The following is a 24,246-nucleotide window of genomic DNA, read 5'->3' on the forward strand; positions in this document are numbered from 1 at the left end:
CCTTATGCCATATACTAAGGAAACTATACTACCTTTTATTGAGCGACAGCAACAGCTTTACGAAGACAGCAGCCACTATGGGCAGCTGCAGGACGGGGTAGCTTTCCTTACCGGGCAAATCATTCACCCGCCTGTATGCACCGATGCCGCTATGGCCCGCGAAATGGGTGTTTTTCTGCAGCTGCTGAAGCTGCCCGACCAATGGGACGACAACGACCGGCTGGTGTTACAGCTGCTCGCAGATCCCCTGGTGTGGCAGCAATGCAGGGAGAGATTCTTCCAACACGTGGTGCCCATGCTGGACACACCTGGCTCCGCATCCGCTATCGTGCTGCGTTTCAGCTATTTTACCAGCTATCTGCAACAAAGAGGCTGTTCCACGGAAGACATTGGTTCTATCCTGATTATCCATTCCGGTGACGGTAACAACTTCGACCTGTCACCACTCAAATTCACACCGCTGCGCAAGTTCCTCCAGGACCTGATCAAAAGCGCAGAATGGCCCGTAGTAGATGCTTACCTGCGTACCTGGAAACAACATGGATGGAACTCCCTGTTTTTCCGGCTTTTGTCCAAAGGTCACCCGGACCGGGAAATGGAGTACCTGGAACATATCCTTGAGCAACCGGACAAGGGTTTTGTCAACGTAGAACTATCCCGGGTACTGCTGCAAACCAACCAGGGCAAATACCAGCCGCTAATTGAAAAAGCAGTGACCCACCTGGCCACATTGCCCGACTATACCGCCCAACTGGGCGGGTATTACCTGTTGGCCCAATATCAGCCGGAACAATACCAGCCACTGCTACTGCAGGCATCCTATGCTTATCTGCAGGAATACAACAGCAGTCTTAGCAGTCAGGCTTTCCGCCAGCAACAAGCCGCTATGGGCGGATCTTCCGCATTGCCGGCACCGGATGTGATGGCCGTAGGTCAACTGCTCCGACAGGACCGGCGCAATGCCCTGCCATACCTGGATACCCACGTGGATGAAAAACGTTACCTGCATCCGGAGGCATTCCAGCTACTGCAGCAGGAACTGGGCAACCAGGCCGTTCCCCTGCTACTCAAAGCCATCCGCAACGATTACGAAGCCAAACATATTTTCCCGCTGCTGACACAGCTCGACGCCTCCCTGTACGCCGAAAGCCTATGGGATTTCACATTGCATAAACTGAAGTCAGTACGTACGCTCGTTGTCGTTATCCTTGCAGATCACCCGCAGGCACTGGAACGCGCCGGCGAGCTGCTACAGCATAAGAAAGCAGAACAAAGGCTGACCGCCGTTCAGATCCTGTGCAGGCTGAATACGCCGGCAGCCAAACAGTTGCTGCAACACGCCCTGCAGCAGGAAATCAACGACGATGCCCGCGATCTGATGCTCGATACCCTGGGTCATACCCTGCAAAGCGAAGACGATACCACTACCGCACAGCAACTGGTAGCTTTCGCCAAAAAGCGCGGCAAACTTTCCCGTCCACTCGAAAAATGGCTGGATGATACCGCCTTATCACCGCTGTACCTCCGTGATGGTACACCCCTCACGTTGGAAATGACGCGGTTTTTATTATACCGCATGTCACGCGTAGCAGCAATGCATGCCGATATCGAAGCCAAACCTTTGCTGCGGCTGATAGACCGCTCCCGCGGCGGCGCCTTTGCCATGCAGCTGTTCCAGCTGTATGTAGCCAGGAACGGCGATGCCAAAGCCAGATACCTGCTGGCACTGGCTGGCCTTACCGGCGACGAACAGCTGGCCACCACGCTGGAAACCGCTACCCTTCAATGGATCAGCGAAAAAAGATGGCGCATGGCCGAACATGGTGTTGCCGCCCTGGCTATTCATGGCAGCAAACAGGCGTTGCGCACCGTGGAATTCCTGTCCCGTAAATACCGTGTCCGCAAATCCAACGTAGGGGCGGCAGCGTTAGCCGGCATGCAACAAGCCGCCGCCGACATGGGCCTCAGCATGCATGAACTGGGAGACCGCATCGTACCCGATTTCGGTTTCAGGGGACTGTTCCTGCCTTTCGATGTAAAAGGAGATACCTACCAGTTATATATCGACCTTCAGTTCAAACTGGCAGTACTCAATCATAAACAACGGCGGCTGAAATCCATTCCTGTCGCCACGCCGGCCGCAACCAAAGAGGCTATTAAACAGCTGGGCAAAGCCATCACCGAAACCGTGAAGCTGCAAACCGCCCGGCTCGAACATTTCCTGGTAGTGCAGCGTAAATGGGAGCCTACCCAATGGCAACAGTGTTTCCTGCATAACCCGGTGATGTTCGTATATGCCAACCGGTTATTATGGGCGCTGTATGATGAACAGGACCGTTTGCTGACCGGTTTCCAGTGCCGTGACAATGGCGCACTGACCAACCTGCAGGGCCTGCCCGTAGACATACCTGCCGGTGCTTCCATCCGGGTACTGCATCCGCTGTACCTTAGTGCCGCGGAGATTATCCAGTGGAAACAACGGTTTGCTGCCGATGGTATTGAAGCCGTATTCCCCCAGCTGGACAGGCCCGTGGCCGCTTTACCGCCACAGCAGGCGGATACCACACTGGTACACGACTTTGAAGATATTGCCCTCGAAAGCACGCTGTTGAACAAACACATGGAGCAAAAAGGCTGGAAACTGAGTGAAGGCAGCGACGGTAAATACGTATATGCCTATCACAAAACAGATGACGAAAACCAGCTGGAAGTAATTGTGGAAATGAGCAGCATTTATAAAGAAGAAGGTTTCCGGTACAAACTGGGAACCCTTTATTTTGTAGATAAGACCAAAGTGCGGCAACGCTGGGCCCGAAGCGTGGACAAAGAAACCGACGACTGCCTGCTGCCTCTGGGCCATGTACCGCCTGTATTCTATTCCGAGGCGATCACAGATATTGCGATTTCACGGGATAAGGTAGAAGTAGCCTGAAGCATTTAAATATGATATTTTTTTCGTATTTTATCGTTCCTTAGATTTGTGAACAATAAAATACATATATGCTCAGACTTCAATCCATGGTCATCAGCAGTTGCCTGTTGCTGGCCGTGACTGCCAAAAAGTTGCAAGCGCAGCGCCTTATACCGCAACCCACGCAGGTAACCGCTACTACCGGCGTTTTTAAACTCTCCGGCGCCACTGCCATCATCGGCGGCAGAAGTGCCGGAGAGGCTAAATACCTTCAGGAAGCGTTTGACGATCGTATCCACCTCAAGCTTCCGTTACAACCCTCCGCTCAGAGCAATTTTATACGTTTAACATTGAATGAAAAGCTGGACTCTCTCCTGGGTAAGGAGGGATACCAACTGAAAGTTACGCCTGCCGGCGCGACCATTACTGCCACTACCAATGCCGGTATATTCTATGGCATACAATCCCTTCAACAACTCATCGCTTATAAAGACGGTAACTATTTCATTTCGGGCGTAGAAATACAGGATAAGCCCCGTTTTGGCTGGAGAGCGTTTATGCTAGACGAGGGCCGTCACTTTAAAGGCGCGGCAGCGGTTAAAAAGCTGCTGGAAGAAATGGCAGCCCTGAAGATGAACACATTCCACTGGCATCTGACCGATGACCAGGGCTGGCGCATCGAAATCAAAAAATACCCCTTGCTGACCAAAGTGGGCGGTCACCGCGATTCCACCCAAACCGGCAGCTGGAACAGTACCGTATATGACGGCAAACCGCATGATGGCTTTTATACCCAGGAGCAAATCCGGGATATCATCGCGTATGCCGCGGCCCGTCACATTACCATTATTCCGGAGATAGAGATGCCTGGCCACTCTGCGGCTGCCATTGCAGCTTATCCCTGGCTGGGTACCAAACATACGCCCATCAAGGTACCAGGTAAATTCGGCGTGCATTACGACGTATATAACGTAACCGATCCTAAAGTAATCACCTTCCTGCACGACGTGCTGGACGAAGTGATGCAGCTCTTCCCCTCCAAAGTGATCCATATTGGCGGTGATGAAGTAAAGTATGATCAATGGAAAGCCGATGCCGGTGTACAGGCCTATATGAAAGAACATCAGCTGGCCTCTCCTGCCGATCTGCAAATCTATTTCACCAATAACATTTCCACTTATCTCGCCGGCAAACAACGCCGTATGATGGGCTGGAATGAAATCATGGGTGCAAAGCTGCATGAATACAACGATAGCAAAGATATAGGTACCACCAAACTGGCGCCTGGCACGATTGTACATTTCTGGAAAGGGGAACTTAACCTGATCACCGATGCCGTGTCAAAAGGATACGACGTGGTGAATTCCTATCATGCGGCTACTTACCTGGACTACAACTACGAAGAGATATCACTGGAAAAAGCGTACAGCTTTGATCCTATTCCAGCCGGACTGGATGCCAGATACCACTCCAAAATACTGGGCACCGGTTGCCAAATGTGGGGAGAATGGATTCCGGATGTAATGTCCATGGAAGATAAAGTATACCCGCGACTGGCGGCCTATGCCGAAGACGGCTGGACTTTGCCCGCCAACAAAAACTTTAAGGATTTCCAAACCGCACTCCAGGTATTTTATGCCCGTTGGAGCAATAGAAGTATTTACTACCACCGGTAAATCATTTATGGATTTACGAATTTTGGGATTTACGAATTTTGGGATTTAAAAAAGCGAAGATCTAAGCGAATAAATACCAGCGCTTAGATCTTCGCTTTTTTAAATCCCCAAAATCCGTAAATCCATAAATCTCAAAATCCCTAAATTTTTTTCAGCGTGTAGGCGTCACCGGTTTTCACCAATTGATACCGGATGGTTTTGCGGGTGTCTTTTGCCAATACATCCTGTTGCCCTTCCTGCATCGCAGGATAGGAACGGATCAGTTCTTTTCCTTGTATATAAAACGAATCGCGCCCTTTATAATCTTTCCCTGACAGGCTGTCAAGTGCGCCTGTATTGATTTTCACCACACCTTTCGGTTGTATTGCGAAAGCATACACTTTACCATACAGATTAGTACCGGCAGAGGTACTGAATACGTATAGTTCCGGTTGCCCGTCACCGTTCAGGTCGGTCACCGCCACATCTGAAACAGCACCTTTAAAATCCTTTTCCACAATAGTATCTGCACGGGTGGTATCTTTTACGGAACCGATGCTGATAAACAGGTTGCGCAGTGTTTCATCTCCCCTGGTAGTTACACTAAAGCGATAATTTTTGAACGTGGTATCCATCTTGAAAGTGGGCCGTTCCGGCGCCTTGGGAGCCGGTGTAGCAGCTCTGGCACTGTCGTCGGCCTTATTTTGCTGTACTTTTTTTTGTTCACTCAGGTTGTTACAGGCCATCATCATCCACAACAAAAAGCCTGGCAACAGGTACTGTATTCCTTTCATAAGCTAACGTTTATGTTTGGCAGATTTATGTTCCTTTCGGTTGTGGGTGGTATCAGTTCCCTTAAAGTCCTGTTCTTCATTCTTGCGGCTGTCAAGGTTATCGCGGATTTCCGGCTTAGGCATATTGCTGAGCGGTTGCTGTTTGCTTTGATGCGTGTTTTCATTCCTGGAACTTTTCATAACCAATATTTTGAGGTGATCAATACAGGATGCGCTACAAAAGCAGTGCCTTAGTGCCGAAGCCCGCCGCAGGAAGGATTTCAGCGCATCGTTGTTGTCTAACCGTCTCCCCTGAATGCCCGTCAAAATCCACACAATGGGCGGGATCGGCCTCTGCAAACGTGTTTCAGTCACTCAACACAAGGGCTCCATTCTCAATAGCTTACGCTGGTCCGGGCCGTTAGCTGGAAAATTGAGCATGATATTGGTCATATATCTCCCGACAAAAATCAAATTTTATGAAGAATCTTCCTGCTACCATCGGACTTATGATCGTATTATTTGTATTCTTTCTGTTCCAGGGCAGTGATGACCGTGCTGTGCAGGCCAATCCCATCAGCCAGGATGAGTTGGTAAAACCGGGCGGATACCAGGAATTGCTTCAGGATACCATGCCTCCCAAACTAAGGGATACTATCAGTCCTGCACGCAAAGCGCACAAGAAAGAGATGAAAGAGATGAAGAAGAACATGAAAAAACATGAAAAAGATTCAACGCGAAGGGATACAATGAGGTAAAACCACTTTTAGCTCCGGCATTGACCGGAGCTTTTTTATGCGCTCCAGGATATCTCCTTTACGCCGCTGTCCGACTGAATATCGGCTATGATAGCTGAGAAGGTGGTTTTATCCAGGTTTTTAAAACGAATGCTGAGCAGGAAAAGCGTGTCTGTCTGTTCGATATTACATCCCGTAATGGTGAGCGCGTTGTTTTGAAAAAGTTTATCAATCAGTTCTACCGATTTACTTCTTTCAAAAGTTACAATACGGATACTTTTATGTTCAAAGCGGGCGAGGAATTTTTTCTCCAGCGGCTGTAATCCCCAGAGGATAATTAACGCTATAATGGTGGCAATGAGACCGGCAAAATACATTCCGCCGCCGGTAGCCAGGCCGATAGCCGCTACTGTCCAGAGACCGGCAGCTGTTGTTAGGCCTCTGATCACGCCTTCTCTCAGAAAAAGAATGGTACCGGCGCCGATAAAACCAATCCCGCTGATCACCTGTGCCGCCACCCTGGAAGGGTCCAGCACTACATTGGGCGCACCCAGGATATCTCCGAAACCATAGGCAGACACCATCATGGTGAGGGCGGCGCCCACGCATACCATCATATGGGTGCGTAAACCGGCAGCCCACTCCTTCCGCTCCCGTTCCAGGCCGATCATTCCACCGAAAACAGCAGCCAAAGAAAGTCTTAACAGTATTTCCGTCCACGGGATCATACTATTAAAGTTAAACTATTATTCTGTAACAGGAATGGCTGTACGCAGATCAGGCTTCCAGTGTGCCGAAGAGCCCATTTTTATAATCCGCTATCGCCTGATCCACTTCTGCAGCGGTGTTCATAACGAAGTTATCTTTCGCGGCAACCGGTTCATTGATCGGTTCAGCGCAGAGATAGAGGATACGGGAAGTTTCCCCGCAGGTGATCTGTATGTCTTCCGCTGCATCGTCCTTATCGAATACCACGAGGTGGTAACCGTTGACCGTAGTACCGTTGATAGTGAGTTGTCCGTCAACGACATACAGCAGGGTCCAGTAACCGGGGGTTGCTTTCAGGGTAACAGATTTACCGGTTTGGATAGTGCCCCATATCGCCGTGATAGGCGTAAAATTTTGCAGGGGGCCTGTTTTGCCTTCGTAGCCGCCGCTGACGAGTGTCAGTTGTACTCCGTCTGCCTGTGCTACAGGCGGCATATCCGCGCCTTTTACATATTGATAGTACGGCGCATCACCCTTGCGGGCTGCGGGTACATTGAACCAGAGTTGCAACAGTTCGTAGTTACCGCCCTGGCGGAGAAAATCTTCAGAAGGGCCTTCACTGTGCAGAATACCTTTACCCGCAAACATCCATTGCACATCGCCGGCAGTAACAGTCATAGCGTTACCCGCATTATCACGGTGATACCCCTGCCCTTGCAGCATAAAAGTGACCGGTGCAAATCCACGGTGCGGATGCGGATGCAATCTTTCCGCCGGAGCGCCCGGTTCGTAATATTTTGCCGGCATATGATGTATCACAATAAAAGGGCTGGCAAAACGGAACTGCATGGAGGGCAGCGGTTGCCGCACCACTTCAGTATCTGTAATGTGTTTTTCCCGGCCTTCGACAACGTGCAGGATTTTCTTTTCCATATGCAATGTATTAACGGATCAACTTTAAACGCGCCTTCTCCACAGAGCTGCGGAACATCTTCAGAATCAACACTTCGTAGTTTTCAATGACCAGCACTTCTCCTTCTCTCGGGATATTGCCATGAATATAGTTGATTAAACCAGAGAGTGTTTCATAATGTTCGCTTTCCGGGAGTGGGACCGGCAGTAACTCGTTGATGTCTGCCAGGTATTCATGGGCGTCTACGAGGTAGGTGTTTTCATCTTTTTTCTCTACGATCGGGGTTTCCTGGTCGTGTTCGTCCTGGATATCGCCCACCAGTTCTTCGAGGATGTCTTCCATGGTCACGATGCCTTCCGTATCGCCGAATTCGTTGGTGACTACCGCCAATTGCAGGCGCTGGCTCTGGAAAGTACGGAGCAGGTCCTTGATCTTCATGCTATCCGGCACGTAGAAGCAGGGTTTGAGGATATCCTGGATATTGGTGAGGGTTTTCTCCAGTACCCCTTTCACCAGGTCTTTCGTATAGATCACCCCTTTGAGTTCATCGAGGGTATTATTGTATACCGGGTAGCGGGAATAGCCGTCTCTGATCACCTGGTCCACCAGTTCCTGGAAAGGTTTGCTGATATCGAGCGCAGAGATGTCTTTCCGGTGGGTCAGGATTTCTTTTACACGGCTGTCGTCGAATTCAAACACGTTCTGGATCAGTTCCCGTTCTGTTTCTTCGATAGCGCCGCCTTCCTGGCTTTCAGAGATGATGAGTTTCAGTTCCTCTTCCGAATGGATTTCAGCCTCTCCTGCGGGCGTTAAACCGATCAGGCGGAGGATACTGTTGGCCAGGCCGTTGAGCAGCCATATAAAGGGCCGGAAAACGACGAAAAAGAACCGTAACGGCAGGGCTACGGCCAGGGTGGTAGGCAATGGTTTGCGGATGGCCATGGATTTAGGGGCCAGTTCACCGAAAACGATGTGCAATATGGTAATGGTCAAAAAGGCGATGGGTATCGAGATGTTATGCGCCATGCCTTCCGTCATGTGGATATGCAGTGCATCCATCAGGCGGAGGATCAGTTGCGTTACTACGGACTCCCCCACCCAGCCAAGGCCCAGGGATGCCAGGGTAATACCCAACTGGGTAGCCGCCAGGTAACCATCCAGGTTGGTTACGATGTGTTTAGCCGCTGTTGTGGCCCTGCTCAGGCCGCCTTTGCTGTTAATCTGTGAAGAACGTACTTTCACGATGGCAAACTCCGCCGCTACAAAAAATCCATTTAATAATACTAGAAAACAAGTCAGAAAAACCTGCAAAAGCATGAATGTGGTAATTGGTTCGCAACCCCAAATATAGGTAAATCAATTTTGATGCGTTGTTTTTTCTCGCAAAGCAGGGTAAGGGAAAAAAATCTTTTCAATAGTCTACTAATTTCATAGAGTTTATGTATTTTGTGGAGAATTTGGCCGGAAGATTTTTATAAAATGGAGAAAGCAACAACTACATTGGTCACCACAGCGCCTGCAGACGAAGCAGCACTGAAGCCCCTGCTGGTAAGCGGGGCGGCGACCGGCGGCGCTACCGCCGCGGTAAAAAAGCAGAAATGGATGTATTGGTTGACCGGGATCATCATCCTGGCCGTGACCCTGGTGCTGGTCTGGTACTTTGTACCGACGTTCAGGGTACATGTGGAAGACGTGCCGCCTACCTTTTATTATTTCCTGATAGCGGGGTTTATTTTTGCGATGATAGACGGGGCCATCGGCATGTCTTACGGCATCACCTCCACCACTTTCTCCCTCTCCATGGGCATCCCGCCTGCTTCGGCCAGTACGGCGGTACATATCTCGGAAATTCTGAGCAACGGCATTGCCGGATGGATGCACTTCAAAATGGGCAATGTCAACAAAAAGCTGTTTAAAATACTGATCATCCCGGGTATTGCCGGCGCTGTGATCGGGGCTTACCTCCTCTCCTCTTTGGAACATTATTCCATGTATACCAAGCCGGTAGTATCGCTGTACACGCTGATCCTCGGCTCCATCATCCTGAAAAGGGCCATTCAGGCGAAACGGGCCAACCATACCGGAAAGAAAATAAAACGTATCGGATTGCTGGGTTTTGGCGGCGGCTTCATTGACGCCATCGGTGGCGGTGGCTGGGGGTCTATCGTATTATCATCCCTAATCGCCGGCCGCCGGCATGCGCGTTTTTCACTGGGCACGGTGAAGGCTACCCGTTTTTTCATTGCGATGCTCAGCTCACTCACCTTCGTGGCAGCCTTGTCATTTATACACTGGGATGCCGTGCTCGGATTGGTGATCGGCAGTGCCATCGCCTCCCCTATAGCGGCAAAAGTGTCCAATAAAATTTCAGCGAAAACGATTATGGTAGCGGTAGCCCTTATTGTAATTGCTGCCAGCATTAAGAGCATCTATGCTTTTGTATTTAAACTGCTGTAATCTGATATTGAACTAATCATGCGTTACGGGCCGGTTAGCCGTCAGGGTGACCGGCTTATTTATTTCGTATTGTACCCAGGCTTCAATAATCACTTCATCCTTATCGTTGAAAGGTTTGCCCGGCAGGAAACGATCCGCAATATCCACGCGGATTTCCGCCGTACGGTCTTCCAGCAGATAAGTAGACCTGCCCACTTTTCCCGTGATATATCCTTTGATCTTTACCGTTACACTGTCGTACGTTAATTGACGCGCGTTTTTTAAAACCTCTCCCACCGTGTAGTACTTTTTTTGCGGCAGCAGGAACAGCGGTAGTAATAAACCCATTAACAAACATTTCATATGGACGATGTTGGTTTTTTATATGTAACAAAAAAGTGGCGAAAATGTTACAGTTTATTTACTTGTCTGTCACACCGGGTGAGGGCAAATGTTCGTATAGGCAATGGCGTTGTTCCGTTTATAGGCTCTCTGTCGCCATCCATTTCAGCGACAATCTGTTCATCGTTCCCATATAAATAAGTGAATTAAATGTACTAGCTTTCAGGAGAATAAATTTCCTTTTATGGAATTCATCAAAAATTACCGGGGTATGTTCTGGCTGTTGGGCGGCATTATAGCGGGTTCCGTAGCCGGACTGATACTTGGTCCCCGGGTGGAAGTACTCAAACCGATCGGCGATATTTTTCTGAACCTCTTATTTACTGCCGTCATACCGTTGGTGTTTTTCGCCATCTCTTCAGCCATTGCGCATATTGACGCTTCTCACCGGCTGGGGAGAGTATTGGGTGTGATGTCGCTCGTATTTTTAAGCACCTTGCTGATAGCCGCTTTCCTGACGATAGTAGCGGTATGGTTGTTTCCGATTCATCAACCCGTAACGCTCACGCCGGTGCAAGATCCTGGCAGTACCGGCACTTTCGGGGACCAGGTAACACGGCTGCTGACCGTCAGCGAGTTTTACGAACTGCTATCCCGCAAGAATATGTTGCCGTTTATTGTCTTTTCCGTGTTGACCGGTATGGCCGCTATGCGGTCCGGCGAGCGGGGAGCATCTTTCCGGCGTTTCCTGCATTCGGGTAATGAAGTGATGAAAGACTTATTGATTGTATTGATGAAAGCCGCGCCACTGGGGCTGGGCGCTTACTTTGCCTACCAGGTAGGAACTGTAGGGCCGCAGTTGTTCGGTACCTACCGGCATGCGTTGGGTATCTATTATGGTTTCGGTATTTTATATTTCATCTTTGGTTTTACCTTCTATGCCTTTATAGCCGGTGGTTTAAAGGGTATCCGGATTTTCTGGAAAAACAATATTATCCCTACCCTCACCGCAGTAGGTACCGGCAGCAGTATTGCCACTATTCCGGCCAACCTGGAGGCCGTTCCCAAAATGGGTGTGCCGGCCTCGGTCGGTAATGTGGTAGTACCATTGGGCGCCACATTGCATAAAGATGGTTCCAGTATCAGTTCCATTATAAAAATGGCAGTGGTGTTTGCCATGTTTGGCAAAGGTTTCGACAGTGTGAATGTGATTGTAATGGCCCTGGGTATCACGGTGATTGTAAGCATTGTAGAAGGCGGTATCCCCAATGGCGGGTATATCGGTGAGTTGCTGGTGATGTCCGTATATGGTTTTCCGCCGGAGGCGCTCCCGCCGCTGATGGTAATTGGCACGCTGGTAGATCCGCTGGCCACCATCTTAAACGCGACGGGAGACAACGTAGCCGCTATGCTGGTAACGCGGTTTCTGCCGAAGCGGTCTGCCGCAGGTGTGTAAAGGCCTGCTCCAGATCGGCGAGCAGGTCGGTTGCTTCTTCCAGGCCTACAGACAAACGTATCAGGCTGTCGCTTACACCGGCAGCCTTTCTTTTTTCCGCCGGAATAGATTTATGGGTCATGGTAGCGGGATGGCTGACCAGGCTTTTAATACCGCCGAGACTTTCTGCCAGCTTAAAATACCGTGTACCGGTAACGAAAGCCGTAGCTGCTTCGGCGCTGTCATCTTTGAGTGTAAAAGAGATAATGCCACCGAAACCTTTGCTTTGTTGTTTGGCCAGTTCATGACCGGGATGCGAAGGCAGACCGGGATAAAACACTTTATCTACTGCCGGATGTTGTTCCAGATATTCTGCGATGGTTTGTGCAGAAGCCACATGCTGGCGGATGCGGAGGTGCAGTGTTTCGATACCGCGTATCAGCAGGAAACTATCGAATGGAGATAGGATAGCGCCACAGGCATTCTGATAAAATTTGATCTCCTCTCCCAGTTGTGGTGTTTTGGCTACCACCACGCCGGCAATCAGGTCGCTATGGCCGCCGAGGTATTTGGTGGCGCTGTGAATCACCAGGTCGGCGCCCAGCGCCAATGGTTGTTGCAGTACGGGGGAAGCGAAGGTATTGTCTACGCAAAGCAAACAATTACTGGCTTTAGCGATACGGCTGATAGCAGCGATATCAGAAATTTTAAGTGTAGGATTGGTGGGCGTTTCCAGCCATATCAGGCGGGTAGCCGGTGTAATGGCCTGGAATACCGCCTGTGTATCCGCTGTATCCACGTAGTGTACTTTGATACCAAATTTTTCATACACTTTATGAAAGAGGCGGAAGGCACCGCCGTAGATATCATCTACCGCTACAATTTCATCGCCCGATTTCAGTAGTTTGATGACCGCATCGATGGCGGCAAGGCCGCTGGCAAAGGCCGATGCAGCTGCTCCCCCTTCGAGGTGAGCGATAATTTTCTCCGCTGTTTCACGGGTAGGATTGTTGGAACGGGCGTAGTCATATCCTTTGTTGACGCCGGGTGCATCCTGTACAAAAGTAGATGTCTGATAGATAGGCACGGCGATAGCGCCTGTTTGCGGATCTACGGGAATGGAATGGATCAATGAAGTAATGGTGCTCATCTTTACTTGTTTTTTAATTTGATGAAAAATGAATAAACAAGTTCTTATGCAGCGCCCACCAGGAAATTTGGTTATTTGATTATTTTGTTATTTTAATATTAATAAAAATGCAGCGAGACGGTTGTCATCGCTGCATTCCAATAATAAAATATCTAAATAATAAAATAATAAAATGTAGATACTTATCTTTCCCGGCTTTGCCGGGATGGATGCAGCACCTTTCATCGACGTAGTGATGAAGGTTGCTAAGGTATCGTCGGGCCATTTCCCTCCTCCTTTCTTGATAAGCGATTAAAAGAACTGGTGCAAAGATAGGACACAAATTCAATCTGCCAAATTTATTTCCTACAAATTTTGTAGACTATTGTATTTGTAAGGTTTGCCTTATCCCTTCTTCATAGGAAGTTGGTTTCACTTTAAAGTGATTTTCAAATTTGGAAGAATCGAAAATATAAGGGTAATTGTTTTGGTACAGCATCTCTTTCAGTTCGCGGATAGTGCCATCAAAGAGGCCGGTGAGCCCGATGAGGAAGCCATTTAGTTTCATGTATCTGGGTTTCACGCCCATCTGGTCTGCGATGAGTTGCATGTATCCTTTCCCATCCGGTGCGGGATTGGTAGTAGGCAGATGCCATACCTGGTTCCAGGAAGATTCATCCTGGGAAAGCAGGTAGAGACCTTTACCGGCATCGGGCGTGAAGGTATAGCTGTGTGTCACATTGTCTTTCCCCAGCCACATGGCAGTACTGTTTTTACGGAATTTATCGATGATAAGCAGGTTGAGAAAACCGGTTTTATCAGCGCCGGGGCCGTAGAAATCCGCTGCCCTAGCGATGCTGGCGGTAATGTTACCGGCTTTTACCTCATTCATCAGTTGGGTAGCGATAGCAGCGCGGATTTTCCCTTTTTTACTGACAGGCTTATAGGGAGTGGTTTCCGTCATAGGGCCGCTGACTAACCCGTAGGAATATACGTTATCGAAAAAAATCAATCTGGCGCCGGCTTCCTTGCAGGCTTCGATGACGTTGGTCATGATACGGGGCCAGGTTGTTTCCCATAATTTATGATCGTATTTAAGGCCGGCGGTCAGGAATACGACGGTAGAACCGGCCACTGCGCGGCGGGTTTGGTCAGCGTCGGTGATATCGGCAGCCACCAGGTCGGTGATACCAGCTGTAGATTGCGGGGAGCGGCTTACCAGGCGTACCTGTTTGCCGTTTTTTACCAGTTCTTGCGCCAGTTCATTAGCGATAACGCCGCCGGCTCCGAGGATAGTGTACATGTGCAGTGTGTTTTATGGATAAGAAGAAGACGAATATTTTTCACACATATTGTATGCCGTTATCAGGGATCGAGGGGGTCCATGGAATTAGCCTGTAATGATTCCAGGTTGGGTATAAAAGACAGGTAGTACAGGTCAGCCTGTTGTATGTCAGTTGCCGGCTGGTACCCCAGTTCTTCCTGGCAGCGCTTGCTAAAAACGGCGCTGTTGACGTAATACAGCTGTAAGGCATCCGATACGCACAGCATTCTTTTATGGAGGGGCATCCCGCTCTTCCACGCTATGCGGACGGCATTCCGCACATTGGTGGTGGTATGCCGGGCATGCGGTTCGAGGATAACGGCTTCCGCAGGTATTTTCAGTTCATTGACCAGGTACTTCTTCATTTCCACTGCTTCTGCATATGGTGTTCCAAAAGGGTGTACATGCCCGCCGGATACGATGATAAAAGGTGCGCTTCCTTTCCGGTACATTTCGGCCCCAATGCGGCAGCGGTTTTTACCTGCATCGCTGATCGGATCGTTGCTGCCCGGACCCGCGCCAGGTATCAGGAGCGCGGCGTATTTATATTTATCCCAATCGACTGATTTTACTTTCGTATAGGCAGCGCTGTTAGTTTTTTCCAGCGGCTGATAACGGGCGCATTCATCATGTTTATTCAGTTCCAGTAAGCCGATTGCAGCCGACAGGGAAGGTTGGAAAAACATTGCGCGACGGGGTGTTTTATGTGCTACCGTATGCAGGAGTTGTCTCAGCATTTTTTGATAGCCAGGGCTCTTTACATAAAAAGCGGCGGAATCAATTTTGGGATACCGGAAACCGGTGTTGTGCGTGTAGGCGTTGAGGATATAGTTCACCCCATGGGCCGCATCCAGCCAGGCATTAGCGAGCAATTCAGCGTCCGTTTTGCGGGCATATAACTGGAAGAATCCTGAACGGCGCATCTGTTGCAGCAGGTCGTCCATTTCTGTAGGATGTTGTTGCAGCAGCTGAGGCCAGTACCTTTCAAAGCGGGCGATCGTAGCTTCGTCGAAGCGAAGGGCGGTGAGGCTGTCGGCCGCCTGCAGGCGTTCCCGGTACAGGGTATTCCATCGCTGCAGGAGCGTGTCGTTTGTCAGCAAACGGTTTACGGCCGGCAGTTGTTCCAGCAGGGTAAACAGGTAAACGTTTCTGTTTACGATCTCATTTTTTTCTTTTAACAGGCGATAACCGGGGTCTGGTGGGGTGTTTTGAGCGGGAGCGGTGCTTATGCCGGTGCATAACAGCGCGATAATCCATATGACATGCTTCATATCGTCCACGAAAGTGTTATGGTTTTGAAATATTAAAGCAAAGTACAAATTACCTTTAAATAACATTTACTTGAATATAGAATTTAAAAAATCAATAATACATACATAATCATCATACATATCACAATTATTTAAAATCATATATCCATCAACATATTCGCTATAAGTAGCTTTTACCAGCTAACCGGAAAATGAGTTAATTTCAACGCGCCGGAGAGTACCAATCACTCTTTCGTGCCAACTTTCAATCCGTGTAATATCCGTGTAATAAAGAAATGTACAACGCCCACGAAAGAAAAAGTTTTTTCCGGTTTGCGGTAGTCATTCTGATGGTAGTCATCCTGGTCACCTTCTTTATGATCATTTTTTTGCGCAAGCGCGCATCTGATCAGCTGAGTGCGGGTGTCAGGGACCTGGTGGCGACCAAAACCGATGCCAGTCATATTGACCAGGCGATGCAGTTATTATATGCGTCCGACAACGACTTCCGTTTTTATACACTGACCTACGACCCGGCTTATCTGCATGCTTATGTAGCCTCTCTGGAAGCGGTGAGCGCTCATATTGACACCGCCATTGGCAAAGCCTCCAAACAACAACAGGTTCAGGACCTGCTGGCCGACAAGGAAGAAAAAACCCAACTGTTTTTGCACACCCGTCTGTATGTAGATTCGTTGCTGCAACTGTCGCAGCAGTGGGATACCACTGCCACGCCGGTGGTGATACAGGAACTGAAAAATATAAGGTTGCCCCAGCGGGAACAGATAGACACCATTATTACCTCCTCTTCTTCTACCGTAAAACCCAAAAAGAAACTGCTGGGCCGTATTAAAGACGCCATTTCCAACAAGGCTGCGGTACAAACCAACCAGGAAGTAAAAGTCATCAAACGGGATGCTGGCGGCGATGGGCAGAGCAGCGTTATTTCCTCCGCTGATCTGAAGAAGATGCAGCAACGCTACCAGCAGTTCATGCGGCAGGCGGCGCAAAGTCATGCTAACCTGAACCGCAAGGAATATGCCCTGGTGATGGCCAATCAGCGGTTATTCAACGCCCTGCAGCAGGTGTTGGTGAACCTGCGGAAAAACATGGTGACCGAAACCGACAAAAAGCGCTGGATGTTGAGCCAGCACATCGGCAACTCACTTAACCGGATGGATAAACACACCTATTGGGAAATTCCGTTACTGTTACTGCTGACCGCTATTATCATCTATGGTATTATCCGATTGTATAAATACGATCTGGTGTTGCTTCGTTCCAAGCAACAAGCCGAAGAGTTTGCCCGGCTGAAAAGTGAGTTTGCCTCAACGATGAGCCATGAAATACGGACGCCCATTCATTCGCTGTTAGGCTATACCAGTCAGCTCGAAGGCGACCAACCCGGAGAAACCGCGTCTGCCATCCGTAACTCCGCGGAGATGCTGTTATCCGTCGTCAATAACGTGTTGGACTACACGCAGATGGAAGGCGGCAAACCTCAGTTGAAGCAGGAGAAATTTTCTCCCCGCACCGCCATTGAAGACATCTGTAATAGCCTGCAGGTACAGGCCAAAATCAAGTCGCTGGTATTGCAACCTTGTATTTACTTTCCTACTACCCAACAGGTATACGGGGATGTATTCCGCCTGAAACAGGTATTGATGAACCTTATCGCCAACGCTATCAAATATACCGGCAAGGGAGCCGTAACCGTTACCGCCTACCTGCGCGACGGCGAGCTGTTACAAGTGTCGGTGAAAGACACCGGCAGCGGTATCCCGGCAGAAGAACTGCCCACTTTGTTCGATGCATTCACCCAGGGGCGCAATGGCATCTCCAAAGGCAGTGGCTTAGGGTTACATATCGCTAAAAAAATTATAGATCTGCATGATGGGAAAATAGAAGTGAAGAGTACACCCGGAAAAGGCACTACATTCTATTTTGAAATAAGGTATCCCGCTGTTGTTCAAACACCAGGTACCGTTAAAATTACCATGCCCGTGAACAATACTACCGAATCATCCGCTACCCCCGCCACACCTGCACACATCCGGTTGTTGGTCGTGGAAGACAGTGTGCTGAACCAGAAACTGCTGTCCCTCCTATTGGACCGCCTCGGCATTGCACATGTCATCACCGGTTCCGCCGAAGAAGCACTGGCCATTTATGCCGGTGAAACGTTTGATATGGTGCTGACAGACATCGATCTTCCCGGAATGGACGGTATCGCACTCACACAGCAGATACGCCGGATGCCCGACAAAAAGAAGGCCGGCGTTACCATCATCGCCATCACCGGTAATGTGCTGGATGATGATGTGGCTTCCTATATGAGCTGCGGACTGAATGACTATATCATGAAACCATACCGGGAGGAAGACATCCTGGAAAAAATCAGCGCCCACGGCCTGCTGGTATAAGTTTCAGGATATTCCCCGTTTCTGTCTTATCTTGAGGTAATGACATTCGCAGATCACATCATCGACTTCAATAAAAATCTTGTATTCAACGGCCGGCTGCCCGATGGTATCCGTATCATGAACCCGTTCCGGGAGAACCCCGAGATCAACGGTATCATGGAACAGTTCTATAAAAAGTACTACAACGACTCCTCGCAACGCCGTATGATTTTAGGCATTAATCCGGGCCGTCTTGGCTCCGGCGCCACTGGCGTGCCTTTTACCGATACCAAACGCATGGCTGAAAAATGTGGCATTACTATCCGGGGATTTAAATCCCACGAACCCTCTTCCGTATTTATCTACGACGTCATCGATGCCTATGGTGGCGTGAAGGCTTTCTACAAAAAGTTTTATATCAGCTCTATCTGTCCGCTTGGTTTTACCCAACAACAGCCCGGCGGCAAGGAGATCAACTATAACTACTACGACAGCCCGGCCCTTACCAAGGCGGTTACACCTTTTATCATATCACATCTCCGCTCCCAGCTCACCTGGAATATAGACACCTCCATTTGTTACGTGATGGGCACCGGCAAAAACGCCTCCTTTTTTGAAGCACTGAACAAAAAAGAACAGTTCTTCCAAAAGGTGGTACCATTGGAACATCCGAGGTTTGTGATGCAGTATAAGTCGAAGACAAAGGAGGAGTATGTAAATAAGTATATTACCGCCCTGGAGCTATAGTTTCTCCAACCGGCAGGCCCATACCCGCTCCACCTTTCCGGCATCCGCTTCCGGCTCCGTTTCAGGTATAATACCGGTGATTTTATACAGGTCGCCTTCCCGTTGGATACGCTCTCCCAATTGGGGGCAGGAGTTATCCTTAAATTGCACCGTGGCCATAATGCCATGGGAAGTATAACTGTTTATTTTCAGGATACTGGCAGGCCGTACAGGTGTCAGTAAACGGCTCCTTTTGCGGGCGTTGCTTTTGTATTGGAGATACAGCAACCATAGGGATAAGGCAACAATGCCTATGAATAGCAGGTTCACAGCTACGATAAGGTTTAGGTGATTTAGTTTAAATCAGAAATTGGCTGTCGTTGGCATCAAACAGCTTTACAATTTAATCAATTTGGCTGATAAAAGACCGCATCGCGGAAATAAAAAAGCCCGGCTGCCAAAGCAGCGGGCCCCGATTGATTCCATATGAACGATGTAAGTGACTGTCAGCTTATTAACCGCGCCCTGCCGGTGTAAGTGGCGGCGTACGGAAAGGTACCCATTCCGCAATTTTTCCGATGTCTTCCCGGATGGTACCCAGCACCTGATCTACAGCTTCGAAACGAAGATCTATTACGCTAAAGCGCATATCTATCGTTTTTTCCAGCGAATCCACTTTGTTCTCTAGCGAAAACATGCGCTGCTCCAACGAGCCTACGTTTTGCTCCAATGAACCCACCCGGTTTTCGAGAGCATCGAACCTGCGGTCAAATTTTCCATCCAGGGCATCCAGTTTGGTTAAAATCTGCTGTAATTCCATGATCAAAAATTTATTTTGTTCCACTAAATTAAAACAACTTTTAACACCAACCATCAGCTGACAGAAATCCGATCCTATTGACAACCACCTTATCAAAACCCGCCACCAAACAACACTTCATCGGATGGAGCATACAGGTAATAGTATATCCAGGATACGATACCCAACAACAAAAAAAGGATTCCTACCCAACATAAACAACGGAAAATAAACGGGTATTTTCTATAAAAAAGAGGGCTGATCATCCCATAAAAAAAGGCGCTCCACATAAACGCAGCACCCAGCCACCAGTCGAACAGCAGCGGAATAGGGTCCTGCAAACGGAATGTCAGGAAAGCTGCCACGAATAAGGGGAATACGGCAATCGCGCCCAGGCACAATACTTTTTTCAATTTATTGACCATCAAAAACCTGTAAGGGATCATCATAGATAAACGTATAGCCGAGCCGGTGTTTCAGCTTATCGGAATTTACGAGTTTATGCGGGGGTGCTACAGACGCATACTTTTCCGGTATATCCAGTCCCAACGCCCTGGCAGCGGCCCGGTAATATTGATACCGCAGCGGATGTGCACTGGCACAGGCATTAAAAACTTCTCCCCAGATATCTTTTGCAATCAGATCACAGATAATACGAATACAGTCATCGCGGTGTATGGCGTTCATCGGCGCATCGTTATTACGCTGTTGGGTAGCCAGTGTTTCAGCGTTCGGCAAACGGTTGTAGCCTATCAGTCCACCGAAACGGAGTATCGTTGTCTGAAAGACAACCGACTGCATCAACAGCTGTTCCACTTCCCGTAAAGCCATGCCATTAGGTGTTTCCGGCATCAGGGTATTCTCTTCCGTCACCGGGCCATCTACCCCGGCATATACGGAAGTAGAGCTGACAAAAAGCACTTTTTTTATACGGGAGGCTTCCAACCGGGTCCGTAATGCTTCTATTTCCGCTACATGTGCGGCTACTCCCCTTTCGCGGTTACGGGGCGGTACGTTGATAACAAGGATATCCGCATCCCAGAAAGATGCCGGAGCTTCCGGCACCGATGGCCGCAATACCACCTGATACCCATCAATACCGGCTGCCTGTAATTCCTGTACGCCTGCGGCAGATGTACGGGCGCCTTTTACAGCATAGCCCCTATCCTGCAACGCCAGCGCCAGTGGCTTTCCCAGCCAGCCACAACTTAAAATACTGATCACAGGAAGATGTTGTTCCATCATCATAAAATCATTAAATAACATACCCCGCAAATGAGCACAATCATCAAAAAAGTAGTCGCATGGTTGACATACCGTACCTTACGAAATTCAGCATGCGCAATATCCCTGGCCTGTTCGCCGATGTATGGCTTTACCACCACCTGACCATGATAGGTATTGGGACCACCGAAACGACAATGCAGAATACCTGCCAGCGCCGCTTCGGGGTAACCGGCATTGGGACTGGCATGCGCGCTGCCAAAACGTATTACATACCGGGCAGCTCTCCCGCTGCCGGTTACCAGTATCATCAATAACGCGGTCAATCTCGCCGGGATAAAATTAGCCACATCATCCAGACGGGCCGCCACTCTTCCGAAGTAGCGGTATTGATCGTTTTTATACCCCACCATGGAATCCAGGGTGTTGATCATCTTATACAACATCATCCCCGGCACTCCTAATACGGCGTAATAGAACAGCGGCGCAATGACGCCATCATTCAGGTTCTCAGACATAGATTCCATCACCGCTATCCGTATCTGGTTAGGTGATAGCGCCGACGTATCACGCCCTACTATCCAGGAAAGCCGCCGGCGTCCAGCTTCCAGTCCTTCGTGTTCCAGCGTATCAAATACTTCGCACCCTTCCTGCAGCAGGCTTTTGTTGGCCAGCGCAAAAAATACCATCACAGCGGAGAACAATGTGCTTGCCCAGGGCCAGGGCTGAAGGCTACGTACTATATAATAAAAGCCGCCAAAAACGAGCGCACATAATACGGTCGTCATCAGCGCCCCTTTCCACAGGCGTGCCTGGCCCCGATTGAGCCAACGGATAGTCCACGCAATAAGTTGACCGTAACCCTTTACCGGATGCGGCCACTTCCGCGGATCTCCCAGCAGCAGATCCGCAACATAACCTAACAGTAAAGGCAATACGAATTTTAAGTAAGCGTCCATTTGCGCAGTGCTGTTAACAGTAATGTGTTGTCTTCCTGGTTACGGCAGGCAATGCGGCAATGCCCCTGTTCCAGTCCGTAAAAATTGGACGCATCGCGGATAAGGATACCGTAATTGTTGACCAGCCATAGTTTCAGCGCAGCCGAAGTACCTGTTAGTGTTTCAAAGAGGAAATAATGTGTATGGGTAGGATGTACCCTGAACTCCGGCATCTTCCGTAGGCCTTCCCACAGCTGGTAGGTATCCGCCAACAGGGCATCTACGGGGACTTCAAATTCAGCCGGGTGGTCCATGATGTAATAGCCAGCTTCCAGCGCCAGGCTGTTGACAGCCCAGGGCATGCGGTAGGCGCGGATTTTATCCAGCAGGGCTTTTTGTCCGGCCAGGTATCCCAGCCGCAGGCCCGGAATGCAGCAGGATTTCGTCAGCGAACGCAGTATCAGTACGTTGGGTAACTTGTGCAACTGCGGCAGCAGACTGTCGGCATTACGGGTAAACTCTATATAGGCCTCATCGATAATAAAAGTTGACCTGCCGTTGAACTGTACCAGTTGCAGCAAGGCCTCTTCATTCATTGCCTGGGCCGTAGGATTGTTGGGATTACAGATAAACACCAGGTCTGTGATAAAGCGGGTATCCGGTTCCAGCTTATCCCGGAAAAAATAGCTGATCTCATGTCCGTGCAGTTTACATGCATCTGCGTATTCCGCAAACGTAGGTACCACCACGGTGGTAGATGCGCCGTGAAAAGCCTGTGCCACCAGGTAGATCGCTTCCGTGCCGCCATTGGTGACCATCACCATCCCCGGGGCCAGTTCCTGCCGCTGTTCGATCAGCTGTTGCAGTTTACCGGCGCCGGCGTCGGGATAGTGGTCTATTCCGCGCAGGTGGGTGGTGAGGTGTTGCACCAGTTTTTCCCGGATACCACCATAGTACACATTGGAGCTAAAGTCAGCCACAATAGGACGATCAAACAGGTAAGCGTCGTCTCCGTGTCCTTGTATCATAAACGAATAGCTTTATAGACCGCTTCCATGTCCAGGTGTTGCCGGATATGGGCAGCCAGTTTATCGTATTGGGCAGACCGAAAGGCCTTGTAATCGAAGCTTTGTGCGGCATCTGCCGTTTTGCCGCAGGAAGCGAGTAGGTCATCCAATACCGTGGCATTATCCAGGATACCGTGCAGATAGGTACCCCAGCATTTGTCATGCAGGAAATACCCGTCCGGTTGCCCATCGTCCAGTATTGTGAGCGGCGACGGTGTTTCACTTCCGGTAATACCCATATGTATTTCATAACCTTCACAGGAGGCCGTTTGTTGCCGGTAGGTAAAACGGCGCTGCCGGGTTACCTTTTCCCGGGTGAGGACCGTTGTTACCGGCAGGATACCCAGTCCCGGCATACTGCCCGGTTCCCCTTCCACTCCATAGGGATCGGCAATAGAGACGCCCATCATCTGAAAACCGCCACAGATACCTACCACCACTTTATTTCGTTTAAACGCCTCCGTGATAGCCCGCGCCGTACCGTTGTTCCTGATCGCCACCAGGTCGGCCAGCGTATTTTTACTACCCGGAATAATCACCATATCCGCTTCGGTAATATCGGCCGGATTATCAGTATAAAAAATATGTACACGCTCATCTTTCTCCAACACATTAAAATCGGTAAAATTCGACATATGCCGGAGCAGCACGACCGCAATATTGATCCTGCCTTCCGACAGCCGCCGGTGTTTGAGTGATAGCGCTACCGAATCTTCTTCTTCAATATGAATATCGTGATAATAAGGCAATACGCCCGTCACCGGGATACCGGTAAGGCTTTCCAGTTGCCGGCATCCATCTGCAAAGAGGCGGATATCGCCCCGGAATTTATTGATGATAATCCCTTTGATCAATGCTTTTTCTTCCGGTGGCAGTAACGCAATGGTACCATATACGCTGCCGAAAACGCCGCCCCGGTCAATATCTGCAATGAGATAAACCGCAGCATTGGCATGCAGGGCTATCCGCATGTTGGTAATATCGCGCTGACGTAAATTAATTTCAGAAATACTCCCAGCTCCTTCCATCACGACGGGGTTATACTGCGCCGCCAGCCTGTCAAAAGCCGCTTTTACTTCCTCAAACAGCTGGCGTTTATCATCTTCCATAAAATACTCCCAGGCCGTTTGGTTACCGGCTGGTTTGCCATGCAGCACCAGCTGGGAAGTCTTATCATTGGTAGGTTTGAGCAGTACCGGGTTCATATCGGTATGACAGGGAATACCAGCCGCTTCCGCCTGTACCGCCTGTGCACGGCCTATTTCAAAGCCCTCAGGCGTAGCGTAGCTGTTGAGCGACATATTCTGCGCTTTGAAAGGCGCCGGATGATATCCATCCTGTTTAAATATACGGCAAAACCCGGCAGTGATCACACTCTTCCCAACATTGGAAGCAGTGCCGACAAACATAACAGGCCGGAGTTGTTTTATGGTATCCATCATATCAAGCAGCAACGAAGATATTAACTTTCGTATAA

The 24,246-nt window shown here is 49.4% G+C and carries 23 protein-coding genes and 1 riboswitch; of the genes, 7 read left to right on the forward strand and 16 right to left on the reverse strand.

Going from position 1 to position 24,246, the window contains the following annotated elements; all coding sequences use genetic code 11:
- The first annotated feature begins 4 nt into the window (after positions 1–4).
- Positions 5–2,932 (forward strand): DUF4132 domain-containing protein, encoded by a 2,928-nt coding sequence (locus ICL07_RS03050; protein WP_188086469.1) that lies wholly within the window; start codon positions 5–7, stop codon positions 2,930–2,932.
- Between the two features lie 68 nt (positions 2,933–3,000).
- Positions 3,001–4,587: a beta-N-acetylhexosaminidase gene (locus ICL07_RS03055; protein WP_188086470.1), complete on the forward strand. Its 1,587-nt coding sequence runs from the start codon at positions 3,001–3,003 to the stop codon at positions 4,585–4,587.
- Between the two features lie 140 nt (positions 4,588–4,727).
- On the opposite strand, the gene ICL07_RS03060 is transcribed toward ICL07_RS03055, so the two are convergent.
- Positions 4,728–5,360 (reverse strand): PliI family lysozyme inhibitor of I-type lysozyme, encoded by a 633-nt coding sequence (locus tag ICL07_RS03060; RefSeq protein WP_188086471.1) that lies wholly within the window; start codon positions 5,358–5,360, stop codon positions 4,728–4,730.
- Positions 5,361–5,363: 3 nt separating this feature from the next.
- The gene (locus ICL07_RS03065; protein WP_188088910.1) at positions 5,364–5,540 is read right to left on the reverse strand and encodes a hypothetical protein; all 177 of its coding nucleotides are present in this window, start codon (positions 5,538–5,540) and stop codon (positions 5,364–5,366) included.
- Between the two features lie 278 nt (positions 5,541–5,818).
- Between ICL07_RS03065 and ICL07_RS03070 the strand changes: the two genes are divergently transcribed.
- Complete coding sequence (locus ICL07_RS03070) at positions 5,819–6,097, forward strand: hypothetical protein (RefSeq protein ID WP_188086472.1); 279 nt, start codon at positions 5,819–5,821, stop codon at positions 6,095–6,097.
- A 35-nt stretch (positions 6,098–6,132) separates the two neighbouring features.
- On the opposite strand, the gene ICL07_RS03075 is transcribed toward ICL07_RS03070, so the two are convergent.
- The 3 genes from ICL07_RS03075 to ICL07_RS03085 are packed head-to-tail and all read right to left on the reverse strand — an operon-like array spanning position 6,133 to position 9,014.
- A complete protein-coding gene (locus tag ICL07_RS03075) occupies positions 6,133–6,804 on the reverse strand; it encodes an MgtC/SapB family protein (protein ID WP_188086473.1) in 672 nt (223 codons plus the stop codon).
- A gap of 49 nt (positions 6,805–6,853) precedes the next feature.
- Complete coding sequence (locus tag ICL07_RS03080; RefSeq protein ID WP_188086474.1) at positions 6,854–7,717, reverse strand: pirin family protein; 864 nt, start codon at positions 7,715–7,717, stop codon at positions 6,854–6,856.
- Positions 7,718–7,727: 10 nt separating this feature from the next.
- Positions 7,728–9,014 (reverse strand): hemolysin family protein, encoded by a 1,287-nt coding sequence (locus ICL07_RS03085; RefSeq protein WP_188086475.1) that lies wholly within the window; start codon positions 9,012–9,014, stop codon positions 7,728–7,730.
- A gap of 162 nt (positions 9,015–9,176) precedes the next feature.
- Here ICL07_RS03085 and ICL07_RS03090 point away from each other — a divergent pair, with 162 nt between their 5' ends.
- Positions 9,177–10,154, forward strand: coding sequence for a sulfite exporter TauE/SafE family protein (locus ICL07_RS03090; RefSeq protein WP_188086476.1), 978 nt, complete (start codon positions 9,177–9,179; stop codon positions 10,152–10,154).
- Positions 10,155–10,166: 12 nt separating this feature from the next.
- On the opposite strand, the gene ICL07_RS03095 is transcribed toward ICL07_RS03090, so the two are convergent.
- Complete coding sequence (locus tag ICL07_RS03095; protein WP_188086477.1) at positions 10,167–10,496, reverse strand: NirD/YgiW/YdeI family stress tolerance protein; 330 nt, start codon at positions 10,494–10,496, stop codon at positions 10,167–10,169.
- A gap of 223 nt (positions 10,497–10,719) precedes the next feature.
- Here ICL07_RS03095 and ICL07_RS03100 point away from each other — a divergent pair, with 223 nt between their 5' ends.
- Positions 10,720–11,931: a dicarboxylate/amino acid:cation symporter gene (locus ICL07_RS03100; RefSeq protein ID WP_188086478.1), complete on the forward strand. Its 1,212-nt coding sequence runs from the start codon at positions 10,720–10,722 to the stop codon at positions 11,929–11,931.
- Here ICL07_RS03100 and ICL07_RS03105 read toward each other — a convergent pair.
- The 3 genes from ICL07_RS03105 to ICL07_RS03115 all read right to left on the reverse strand — a co-directional run bounded on the left by ICL07_RS03105 (position 11,882) and on the right by ICL07_RS03115 (position 15,634).
- Positions 11,882–13,060, reverse strand: coding sequence for a trans-sulfuration enzyme family protein (locus ICL07_RS03105; RefSeq protein WP_188086479.1), 1,179 nt, complete (start codon positions 13,058–13,060; stop codon positions 11,882–11,884). The genes ICL07_RS03100 and ICL07_RS03105 overlap by 50 nt on opposite strands.
- A 179-nt stretch (positions 13,061–13,239) precedes the next feature.
- Positions 13,240–13,350: riboswitch (SAM riboswitch) on the reverse strand.
- A 71-nt stretch (positions 13,351–13,421) separates the two neighbouring features.
- Positions 13,422–14,342: an NAD-dependent epimerase/dehydratase family protein gene (locus ICL07_RS03110; protein ID WP_188086480.1), complete on the reverse strand. Its 921-nt coding sequence runs from the start codon at positions 14,340–14,342 to the stop codon at positions 13,422–13,424.
- 62 nt (positions 14,343–14,404) lie between these two features.
- On the reverse strand, positions 14,405–15,634 hold the full coding sequence (locus ICL07_RS03115) for a YdcF family protein (protein WP_188086481.1): 1,230 nt from the start codon (positions 15,632–15,634) through the stop codon (positions 14,405–14,407).
- A gap of 275 nt (positions 15,635–15,909) precedes the next feature.
- Between ICL07_RS03115 and ICL07_RS03120 the strand changes: the two genes are divergently transcribed.
- Both ICL07_RS03120 and ICL07_RS03125 read left to right on the forward strand, forming a co-directional pair.
- The gene (locus tag ICL07_RS03120) at positions 15,910–18,036 is read left to right on the forward strand and encodes an ATP-binding protein (protein WP_188086482.1); all 2,127 of its coding nucleotides are present in this window, start codon (positions 15,910–15,912) and stop codon (positions 18,034–18,036) included.
- A 39-nt stretch (positions 18,037–18,075) separates the two neighbouring features.
- Complete coding sequence (locus ICL07_RS03125; protein ID WP_188086483.1) at positions 18,076–18,762, forward strand: uracil-DNA glycosylase family protein; 687 nt, start codon at positions 18,076–18,078, stop codon at positions 18,760–18,762.
- Here ICL07_RS03125 and ICL07_RS03130 read toward each other — a convergent pair.
- The 7 genes from ICL07_RS03130 to ICL07_RS03160 all read right to left on the reverse strand — a co-directional run bounded on the left by ICL07_RS03130 (position 18,757) and on the right by ICL07_RS03160 (position 24,178).
- Positions 18,757–19,071 (reverse strand): hypothetical protein, encoded by a 315-nt coding sequence (locus ICL07_RS03130; protein ID WP_188086484.1) that lies wholly within the window; start codon positions 19,069–19,071, stop codon positions 18,757–18,759. The genes ICL07_RS03125 and ICL07_RS03130 overlap by 6 nt on opposite strands.
- A gap of 184 nt (positions 19,072–19,255) precedes the next feature.
- On the reverse strand, positions 19,256–19,561 hold the full coding sequence (locus ICL07_RS03135; RefSeq protein WP_188086485.1) for a hypothetical protein: 306 nt from the start codon (positions 19,559–19,561) through the stop codon (positions 19,256–19,258).
- 92 nt (positions 19,562–19,653) lie between these two features.
- The gene (locus tag ICL07_RS03140) at positions 19,654–19,965 is read right to left on the reverse strand and encodes a hypothetical protein (RefSeq protein WP_188086486.1); all 312 of its coding nucleotides are present in this window, start codon (positions 19,963–19,965) and stop codon (positions 19,654–19,656) included.
- Complete coding sequence (locus tag ICL07_RS03145) at positions 19,955–20,788, reverse strand: Rossmann-fold NAD(P)-binding domain-containing protein (RefSeq protein ID WP_223151735.1); 834 nt, start codon at positions 20,786–20,788, stop codon at positions 19,955–19,957. Before ICL07_RS03145 ends, ICL07_RS03140 begins: the two co-directional genes overlap by 11 nt.
- Positions 20,785–21,723, reverse strand: a complete 939-nt coding sequence (gene cbiB / locus ICL07_RS03150; RefSeq protein WP_188086487.1) for an adenosylcobinamide-phosphate synthase CbiB — start codon at positions 21,721–21,723, stop codon at positions 20,785–20,787. Before cbiB ends, ICL07_RS03145 begins: the two co-directional genes overlap by 4 nt.
- Positions 21,708–22,730 carry a pyridoxal phosphate-dependent aminotransferase gene (locus ICL07_RS03155; RefSeq protein WP_188086488.1) on the reverse strand — a complete coding sequence of 341 codons (1,023 nt, stop codon included), beginning with the start codon at positions 22,728–22,730 and terminating at the stop codon, positions 21,708–21,710. The genes cbiB and ICL07_RS03155 overlap by 16 nt, the downstream gene beginning before the upstream one ends.
- Positions 22,727–24,178, reverse strand: a complete 1,452-nt coding sequence (locus tag ICL07_RS03160; protein WP_188086489.1) for a cobyric acid synthase — start codon at positions 24,176–24,178, stop codon at positions 22,727–22,729. Before ICL07_RS03160 ends, ICL07_RS03155 begins: the two co-directional genes overlap by 4 nt.
- Between the last annotated feature and the right edge of the window lie 68 nt (positions 24,179–24,246).

This window comes from Chitinophaga qingshengii (assembly GCF_014529935.1).
Taxonomy (GTDB): domain Bacteria; phylum Bacteroidota; class Bacteroidia; order Chitinophagales; family Chitinophagaceae; genus Chitinophaga; species Chitinophaga qingshengii.

What these genes read in the sequence shown, in the direction of transcription:
- ICL07_RS03050 (WP_188086469.1), top strand. Translation starts at nt 5, where the DNA reads ATGCCATATACTAAGGAAACTATACTACCTTTTATTGAGCGACAGCAA.
- ICL07_RS03055 (WP_188086470.1), top strand. Translation starts at nt 3,001, where the DNA reads ATGCTCAGACTTCAATCCATGGTCATCAGCAGTTGCCTGTTGCTGGCC.
- ICL07_RS03060 (WP_188086471.1), bottom strand. Translation starts at nt 5,360, where the DNA reads ATGAAAGGAATACAGTACCTGTTGCCAGGCTTTTTGTTGTGGATGATG.
- ICL07_RS03065 (WP_188088910.1), bottom strand. Translation starts at nt 5,540, where the DNA reads ATGAAAAGTTCCAGGAATGAAAACACGCATCAAAGCAAACAGCAACCG.
- ICL07_RS03070 (WP_188086472.1), top strand. Translation starts at nt 5,819, where the DNA reads ATGAAGAATCTTCCTGCTACCATCGGACTTATGATCGTATTATTTGTA.
- ICL07_RS03075 (WP_188086473.1), bottom strand. Translation starts at nt 6,804, where the DNA reads ATGATCCCGTGGACGGAAATACTGTTAAGACTTTCTTTGGCTGCTGTT.
- ICL07_RS03080 (WP_188086474.1), bottom strand. Translation starts at nt 7,717, where the DNA reads ATGGAAAAGAAAATCCTGCACGTTGTCGAAGGCCGGGAAAAACACATT.
- ICL07_RS03085 (WP_188086475.1), bottom strand. Translation starts at nt 9,014, where the DNA reads ATGCTTTTGCAGGTTTTTCTGACTTGTTTTCTAGTATTATTAAATGGA.
- ICL07_RS03090 (WP_188086476.1), top strand. Translation starts at nt 9,177, where the DNA reads ATGGAGAAAGCAACAACTACATTGGTCACCACAGCGCCTGCAGACGAA.
- ICL07_RS03095 (WP_188086477.1), bottom strand. Translation starts at nt 10,496, where the DNA reads ATGAAATGTTTGTTAATGGGTTTATTACTACCGCTGTTCCTGCTGCCG.
- ICL07_RS03100 (WP_188086478.1), top strand. Translation starts at nt 10,720, where the DNA reads ATGGAATTCATCAAAAATTACCGGGGTATGTTCTGGCTGTTGGGCGGC.
- ICL07_RS03105 (WP_188086479.1), bottom strand. Translation starts at nt 13,060, where the DNA reads ATGAGCACCATTACTTCATTGATCCATTCCATTCCCGTAGATCCGCAA.
- ICL07_RS03110 (WP_188086480.1), bottom strand. Translation starts at nt 14,342, where the DNA reads ATGTACACTATCCTCGGAGCCGGCGGCGTTATCGCTAATGAACTGGCG.
- ICL07_RS03115 (WP_188086481.1), bottom strand. Translation starts at nt 15,634, where the DNA reads ATGAAGCATGTCATATGGATTATCGCGCTGTTATGCACCGGCATAAGC.
- ICL07_RS03120 (WP_188086482.1), top strand. Translation starts at nt 15,910, where the DNA reads ATGTACAACGCCCACGAAAGAAAAAGTTTTTTCCGGTTTGCGGTAGTC.
- ICL07_RS03125 (WP_188086483.1), top strand. Translation starts at nt 18,076, where the DNA reads ATGACATTCGCAGATCACATCATCGACTTCAATAAAAATCTTGTATTC.
- ICL07_RS03135 (WP_188086485.1), bottom strand. Translation starts at nt 19,561, where the DNA reads ATGGAATTACAGCAGATTTTAACCAAACTGGATGCCCTGGATGGAAAA.
- ICL07_RS03140 (WP_188086486.1), bottom strand. Translation starts at nt 19,965, where the DNA reads ATGGTCAATAAATTGAAAAAAGTATTGTGCCTGGGCGCGATTGCCGTA.
- ICL07_RS03145 (WP_223151735.1), bottom strand. Translation starts at nt 20,788, where the DNA reads ATGATGATGGAACAACATCTTCCTGTGATCAGTATTTTAAGTTGTGGC.
- cbiB (WP_188086487.1), bottom strand. Translation starts at nt 21,723, where the DNA reads ATGGACGCTTACTTAAAATTCGTATTGCCTTTACTGTTAGGTTATGTT.
- ICL07_RS03155 (WP_188086488.1), bottom strand. Translation starts at nt 22,730, where the DNA reads ATGATACAAGGACACGGAGACGACGCTTACCTGTTTGATCGTCCTATT.
- ICL07_RS03160 (WP_188086489.1), bottom strand. Translation starts at nt 24,178, where the DNA reads ATGTTTGTCGGCACTGCTTCCAATGTTGGGAAGAGTGTGATCACTGCC.